The sequence below is a fragment of the Luteibacter sp. genome (assembly GCF_051958795.1).
Classification (GTDB): domain Bacteria; phylum Pseudomonadota; class Gammaproteobacteria; order Xanthomonadales; family Rhodanobacteraceae; genus Luteibacter.
Window position 1 is genome coordinate 41,542 of sequence record NZ_JBQCFT010000360.1, and the last position, 6,557, is coordinate 48,098.

Annotated in this window: 5 protein-coding genes; 3 read left to right on the top strand and 2 right to left on the bottom strand. The window is 67.7% G+C overall.

The features are described from left to right. Positions 1–58 precede the first annotated feature (58 nt). Both ACTHLF_RS19235 and ACTHLF_RS19240 read left to right on the top strand, forming a co-directional pair. Positions 59–991: a dihydrodipicolinate synthase family protein gene (locus ACTHLF_RS19235; RefSeq protein WP_440329524.1), complete on the top strand. Its 933-nt coding sequence runs from the start codon at positions 59–61 to the stop codon at positions 989–991. After that, a complete protein-coding gene (locus ACTHLF_RS19240; RefSeq protein ID WP_440329526.1) occupies positions 988–2,160 on the top strand; it encodes a mandelate racemase/muconate lactonizing enzyme family protein in 1,173 nt (390 codons plus the stop codon). Before ACTHLF_RS19235 ends, ACTHLF_RS19240 begins: the two co-directional genes overlap by 4 nt. Here ACTHLF_RS19240 and ACTHLF_RS19245 read toward each other — a convergent pair. Together ACTHLF_RS19245 and ACTHLF_RS19250 are read right to left on the bottom strand one after the other, a co-directional pair. After that, on the bottom strand, positions 2,139–3,410 hold the full coding sequence (locus tag ACTHLF_RS19245) for an MFS transporter (RefSeq protein WP_440329527.1): 1,272 nt from the start codon (positions 3,408–3,410) through the stop codon (positions 2,139–2,141). The two genes, ACTHLF_RS19240 and ACTHLF_RS19245, sit on opposite strands and share 22 nt — an antisense overlap. 69 nt (positions 3,411–3,479) lie before the next feature. Beyond that, positions 3,480–4,199: an IclR family transcriptional regulator gene (locus tag ACTHLF_RS19250; protein ID WP_440329528.1), complete on the bottom strand. Its 720-nt coding sequence runs from the start codon at positions 4,197–4,199 to the stop codon at positions 3,480–3,482. Between the two features lie 149 nt (positions 4,200–4,348). Between ACTHLF_RS19250 and ACTHLF_RS19255 the strand changes: the two genes are divergently transcribed. After that, positions 4,349–6,088 (top strand): MOSC domain-containing protein, encoded by a 1,740-nt coding sequence (locus tag ACTHLF_RS19255; protein WP_440329530.1) that lies wholly within the window; start codon positions 4,349–4,351, stop codon positions 6,086–6,088. Positions 6,089–6,557 lie beyond the last annotated feature (469 nt).

Consider the following 6,557-nt stretch of genomic DNA (forward strand, 5'->3'; position numbering starts at 1 on the left):
AAGTATTCGCTGCTGCAAAGCAGCATCAAAAAACGCTTTCGACCGAGGAAAACCACGCATGACGCAGTTGGCTGGTGTCTTTCCCATTCTTCCCACGATCTTCCATCCTGGCGGCACGATCGACATGGCCGGCACGCGCAGCGTGCTCGACTACATCATTAATGCGGGTGCCGCGGGCATCGTGTTTCCTGGCCTCGCCAGCGAGTACGACATGCTCAGTGTCGATGAGCGTCTTGAAGTCACGATGTCGCTGGGTGAATGGATCGGCGGCCGTGTTCCCTTCATTGTCGGTGCGAGCCATCCCGAAGCTTCGGTGGCAGCGCAGCTCGCCGCCGCCGGTGCGGAAGCGGGTGCCGTGGCGGCGATGATCCTTACGCCGCACAAACACGCGGCCGATCCCGCCGCGATGGCCGCGTGGTTCAACGATGTGCACGACGCTTCGGGCGTCTCGGTCATGCTGCAGAACGCGCCGGCGCCGATGGGCGTGGGGTTGGGCGTGGCCCAGGTCGCGTCGCTCGTCGGAAAGGTGCCGGGCATCCGCTTCGTCAAGGAAGAAACGCAGCCGTCGGGTCATCGCATCACTGCGCTCACCGAAGAGATGGCGGGCCGCATCGATGCGGTGTTCGGCGGTGCCGGCGCGCGCTATGTGATCGACGAACTGCAACGCGGCGCCGTGGGGACCATGCCCGCCTGCGAGGTGACCGAGGTGCATGTGGAGATGCTGGCACGCCACGCGCGCGGCGACCTGCAGGGCGCGCGTGTTCTGTTCGATCGCACGCTGCCGCTCCTGAGCATGCAGGCCGTCTTCCGTTGGCGCCTGACCAAGGCCGTGCTGTTGCGCCGTGGCGTCATCGCCTCCGACCACGTGCGTGCCGCGGGGCCGAAGCTGGACGCATGGGACCAGCGTGAACTGGACGCGCTGCTCGCCCGTATCGCGGACCTGCTGCCGCTGGACCGCCTGCCGGGCAATCAGGCGAGAATGGCCCCATGAGCAGCCCCGTCAGCAAGGTCGAAACCTATATCGTCACCGTGCCGCGCGAAACGCCGTACCTGGGCCCGCTGGGACCGGGCGAGCGCATCAACTCGCGCGGCTACGTGGTGCGCAAGGGCAACGGCACCATCTATCCCTCGGTCGATCGTTCCATTGCCGTGCGCGTCACCTGCGAGGATGGCAGCGAGGGCTGGGGCGAAACCTATGGTATCTGCGCGCCACGCGCGACCACCGAGATCATCAACGACCTGCTCGTACCGGAGCTCATCGGCCGCGATCCCGAGGATGTCGAGGCAATCTGGGATGACCTCTACGGGCTGATGCGCGTGCGCGGCTGCACGTCGGGCTTCCACGTCGATGCGATCACCGCGCTCGACATCGCGTTGTGGGACCTGCGCTCGCGTGCGCACGGCGTGCCGCTGTGGCAGATGCTCGGCGAGCGCCAACGCGAGCGCATTCCCGGTTATCTTTCGGGCCTGCCCGCCGGCAACCTCAAGGAGCGCGTGGCGATGGCCCGCCGCTTCCAGCAGGAAGGGCATTACGCGTTCAAGATCCATACGGCGGTAAGTACCGAGGGCATCGTCGAGGAGGTCGCCGCGCTGCGCGAAGCACTAGGCGACGACGCATTGATCATGGTCGACCTGCACTGGAAGTTCGATCCGCAGGGCGCGCTGGCGCTGGTCGAGCAGCTTGCGCCGTACAAGCCCTGGTTCGCGGAAGCCCCGATCAAGCCCGAGGACGTCGACGGCCTGGCGTGGCTCGCCGAGCGCTCGCCGGTGCCCATCGCCGCTGGCGAGGAGTGGTACACCGAGCATGACGCGCGCCTGCGCCTGTCGCGCAGGAGCATCGGTTTCATCCAGCCCGAGATGGGCCATGCCGGTATCACCCAGTACCGACGCATCACGCGCCTCGCCGATGCCGCCGGCGTGACCATGGCACCGCACGCTACCGTGGGCACGGGGCTGTTCCTGGCCGCGAGCCTGCACATGTCCAGCACCGTGCCACGCTTCTGGCGGCACGAGTGGCAGCACTCGGTATTCGCGCGCTCGCTGCAGTTGCTGGAGACCGACATGGCTTACGTGGATGGCCACTACGTGCTGCCCACCGGCCCCGGCCTGGGCGCCCGTCCTGGTCCCCGTTTCTGGGATTACGCCGAGCTGGCGACCTGAGAAGGCGGCGCCGCCATCACGGTGGCGGACGACCGCGGCGCCATCTTCACGCCGAGCCAGGCGACGCCGAACGCGATGGGGTGCAGCGTCGCCATCAGCACGAAGCTGCGATCGAAGTAGCCGGTTGAGACCAGACCGGCCACGACCTGCGCCGAGAGCATGCCGCCCAGCGCGCTGCCCGCGCCGATCAGGCCGGACACCGTCGCGACGTAGCGCGACGGATACAGATCGACCACCAGCGTGCTGATGTTGATCTGGAAGATGAGGTGGGCGAAGGCTACGGCCGAGCCGATGGTGAAGAGCAGACCGAGCGCAGGATGGAAGGCGGCAAACAGGCCGACAGGGGCGAGGATCGCCGCGCCCGCCATCGCCACGAGGCGCGCACGCGTCGGCGCCATCCCGCGCTTCACCAGCGCGCTGGAGATGGCACCACCGCCCACGCTGCCGACATCCGCCGCGAGATACACGACCCAGGCCAGCGAAGCGACGGCGGCTAGCGACATGCCGCGCACGTCGTTGAGGTACTTGGGGAACCAGAACAGGTAGAAGTACCAGACCGGATCGGCGATGGCGCGGGCCAGCACCAGCGTCCACAGCGTGCGATCGCGCAGCACGCGGCTCCAGCGGGTCACTTCGGATTCGGCTTCGGCCAGCTTTGCCGGGTGCGGCTCGCGTGGGTGGAACCAGAGCCACGCGGCCATCCACACGAGGCCGGCCGCGCCCGTGACCATGAACGCGGCGCGCCACCCGTACACGAGTGCGACACCACCAATCAGCGGCGGGGCCAGCGTCGCCCCGACCATCGCGCCGGCAGTGTAGATGCCGTACGCCATGCCCTTCTCGCCGGGGCTGAAGTGCTCGGAGACCACCTTGGTGCCGACGGTGTAATTGCCCGGCTCGCCGAGGCCGAGTGCGAAGCGGGCCGCACCCAGCTCGAACGCGCTGCGCGCCATGCCGGTCAGCAGGTTGGCCACCGACCACCACGCGACGAACAAGGCCAGCGCCACGCGCGAGCCGAGCCAGTCGGTAATGCGGCCGGCCAGCAGGTAGGCGATGGTGTATGCGAAGAGGAAGGCCTGCACGACATGCGCATAGGCGGAGTCGGTGATGCCGAGATCCTTCTGGATCGTCGTGGCGAGGATCGATAGCGCCTGGCGATCCAGGTAATTGATCACCGTGGAGACGAACAGGAAGGCAAGCAACGCCCAGCGCAACCGGTCGGGCCTCGCTTTCCCTTCGTCTTCCACCATGCCCCTATCCCCTTTCGACTGGTCGGCCGACCGTATTACTAAAATAGCAACACGTCAACGCCGCTTTCGTCAGGCGATTTCCAACGCCGCCGCCCGCAACGCCTCGACCAGTTCTGCCGTGGCGTTCTCGGGAATCCAACCCGACATCGCCAATCCCGCGACCACCGGCTCGCCAGTCGTGACGGCGACGATGTGGTGATCGCGCTCATCCGCGACGTGCACGCGCGCATAGCCTTGCGTGCGCGGCGCCTCCAGCGCGGCCAGCAGGCTCTCGATGCCCTGCGGGAACATCGGGATCTCCTTTCCCGCATAAAGCTCGCGGACTTCCTCGTCGGGCAACTGGGCCAGCAGCATGATGCCGATGCCGCTGGTCGTGGCCGGCAGCACGCCGATGCGGCCAAGGCCACGCGCGGCCTCGATGCCCGGCGGCGCGTGGAACAGGTAGCTCACGCTGTCGTTCCACAACACGCCCATGGCCACCGTGTGGCCGAAGCGGCGGAGCCGTTCCAGTTCGGGCAGCGCCCGGCGGATCAGGCCCGATGCGAACAGGCTCTGCGCGGCCAGCACGTGCATGCCGGCGCCCGGGGCGTACTTGCGATCGGAGGTCTGGCGGACGATGCCCATGTAGGCCAGCGTCTTCAGCAGGCGGTTCACCCGCGTCGTGTTCGCGCCGAGCTGCCTGGCCAGCTCCCGGCAGCCGACCGGCTCCGGCGCGGAGGCCAGGGCCTGCAGGGTGAGGATGCCGTCGATCAGGCTCTGGTTAGGCTGGGCATTGGGCTTGGCGCGCATGGCGCACAGAGTAGCCGTACCGCGGAGCCGTGGCGATCCTCGCCCGCGGTGGAATAAGTTTGGCAAAGCATGAAGGCGCTGTACGCGACTAAGGTACGTGGCGACGCGCCTCTCGCAATGACCCGCATCCGCCTACCGAGGACCCGCCCATGGCCGTGTTGCTCGCCGTGAACGTCGGTTTACCGCAGGACATTCCCTGGCAGGGGAAGATCGTCCATACCGGGGTATGGAAGCGCCCCGTGGGAGGGCGCGTGATGGCGCGCCGGCTCAACCTCGATGGCGACGGGCAGGGCGATCTCGGCGGGCATGGCGGTGAACACCGCGCGGTCATGGTTTACCAGGCCGCGTCGTATCGCTACTGGGAAGCCTTCCTCGAGCGGAGCACGCTCGAGTATGGGAGCTTCGGTGAGAACCTCACGGTCGATGGCCTTCCCGATGACGAGGTCTGCATCGGCGATCGCTACCGGATCGGTGATGCCTTGTTCGAGATCACCCAGCCGCGGGTGACCTGCTACCGCGTGGGCATGCGCATGGAGGAGCCGCGCATGGCGAACTTGCTCGTCTCGCATCGGCGGCCCGGCTTTTACTTCCGAGTGATCGAAGAAGGCCTGGTCGGCGCGGGCGATGCCATCACGCGGGAAGTGCAGGGCAGTGGCATGACGGTCGCCGAGATCGATGCGCTGCTCTACCTGCCGGGCAAGACGCCAGCGAAGCTCAAGCGCGCCACGCAGATCCGGGCACTGAGCCGGGGCTGGCGCCAGTCGTTCGAGGACCTGCTCGCGGCGGGCCCCGGCGCCAGTGGCAACGCCGGCCTGAGCGGGCCCGCGCCCGAGCCGGCGGCGTGGAGTGGCTTCCGTGAGATCCGCGTGGCTTCCATCAACCAGGAAAGCTCGCTGGTGCGCTCGTTCGTACTGGAAGCGACCGACGGCGCGCTGCTGCCGCGCGCACGCGCCGGGCAGTTCATTGTCCTCCGCTTGCAGCCACCGGCACCGCGTGCGGCGATTATCCGGAGTTACTCGCTTTCCGACACGGCCACTCCCGGGCGCTACCGCATCTCGGTAAAGCGCGGCACCGGCGAAGGCAGCCAGTACCTGCACGACGCTATCAAGGAAGGCGACCGCTTCGGCATCAGCGCGGCGCGCGGCACGTTCTGCCTCGTCGACGACGCACGGCCGGTCGTGCTGTGGGGCGCAGGCATCGGCATCACGCCGCTGCTGGCCATGTTGCGCGAGCTGGCTGCGGCGGCGCCGCGGCCGGTGTTCTGGATTTATGGCGCGCGCGACGGGATGGATAACCCGTTCGCCGATGAGGTGGCGGGGTTGCTTGGCGCGATGCCTTCCGCGAAGCACCTGCTGGGGTTCAGCCGGCCGAATGCGCATGACCGGGAGCAGGCGAGCTTCAACGTCGAGGGACACATTGGCATTGATGATCTTGTTGCGCTTGGCGTGCCGGCCGATGCACGCATCTATCTTTGCGGGCCTACCCGCTTCCTCCAGGACATGCGTGGGAAACTGCTCGCCGCAGGCCACACCGACGTGGCCTCCGAACTGTTCGGCGGCCAGGAGGCATTCGAGCCGGGCATTGTCGGCGCGCAACGGAAGGCGCCGCATGCACCTGAGGGTGAAGAGAGCGTGGGACCCACGGTGTCCTTCGTACGAAGCGGTCTCACCGTGCACTGGGGCACGAAGTACATGAGCCTGCTGGAACTTGCCGAAGCGTGCGACGTGCCGGTGCGCTGGTCATGCCGCTCTGGCGTTTGCCATAGCTGCGAGACCGCCCTAATCGGCGGCAGCATTGATTACACCAGCGAGCCGCCTGATCCACCAGCCGATGGGCGGATACTGATCTGCTGTAGCCAGCCGCGTGGCGACATGCAGGTTGACCTCTAGGGCAAGCGGTTCATTCGCTGGCGCGAATGCATGTTTTGAGCGGCTGACGCCGCCTCGCTCTTGTGTGGTTGAGGAAGCTGCGGGTGGGCAGGCCCTTGGGGCCGCCAGGCGCGGACCTGCGGACCGGGCCGTAGCTACTCTCCTGCGAAAATTGATACGCCACGCGGCCCTCCGCTCATGTCGGCCCCAAGGGCCTGCCCACCCGCGCCGCCAGCCCAGAGGTTCACGATGGGAGAGCGAGCTACGTGCAGCGGCTCGCTCGTAGGAGCGCGCCCTGCGCGCGACGCCGTTCGCCTCATCGCGACAGGGCCTGTGGCGGTGGGGCGAAAGATGTCGCGCGCAGGGCGCGCTCCTACAGGGCGTCGCGCTTCGTCTTGCCGGCTTGTGCGGCACGAAACGGAATGTGTCGACTCGGGGGCGGGGGGGGGGGGGGGGGGGGCGCGCGCGGGGGGGGGGGGGCGCGCCGACG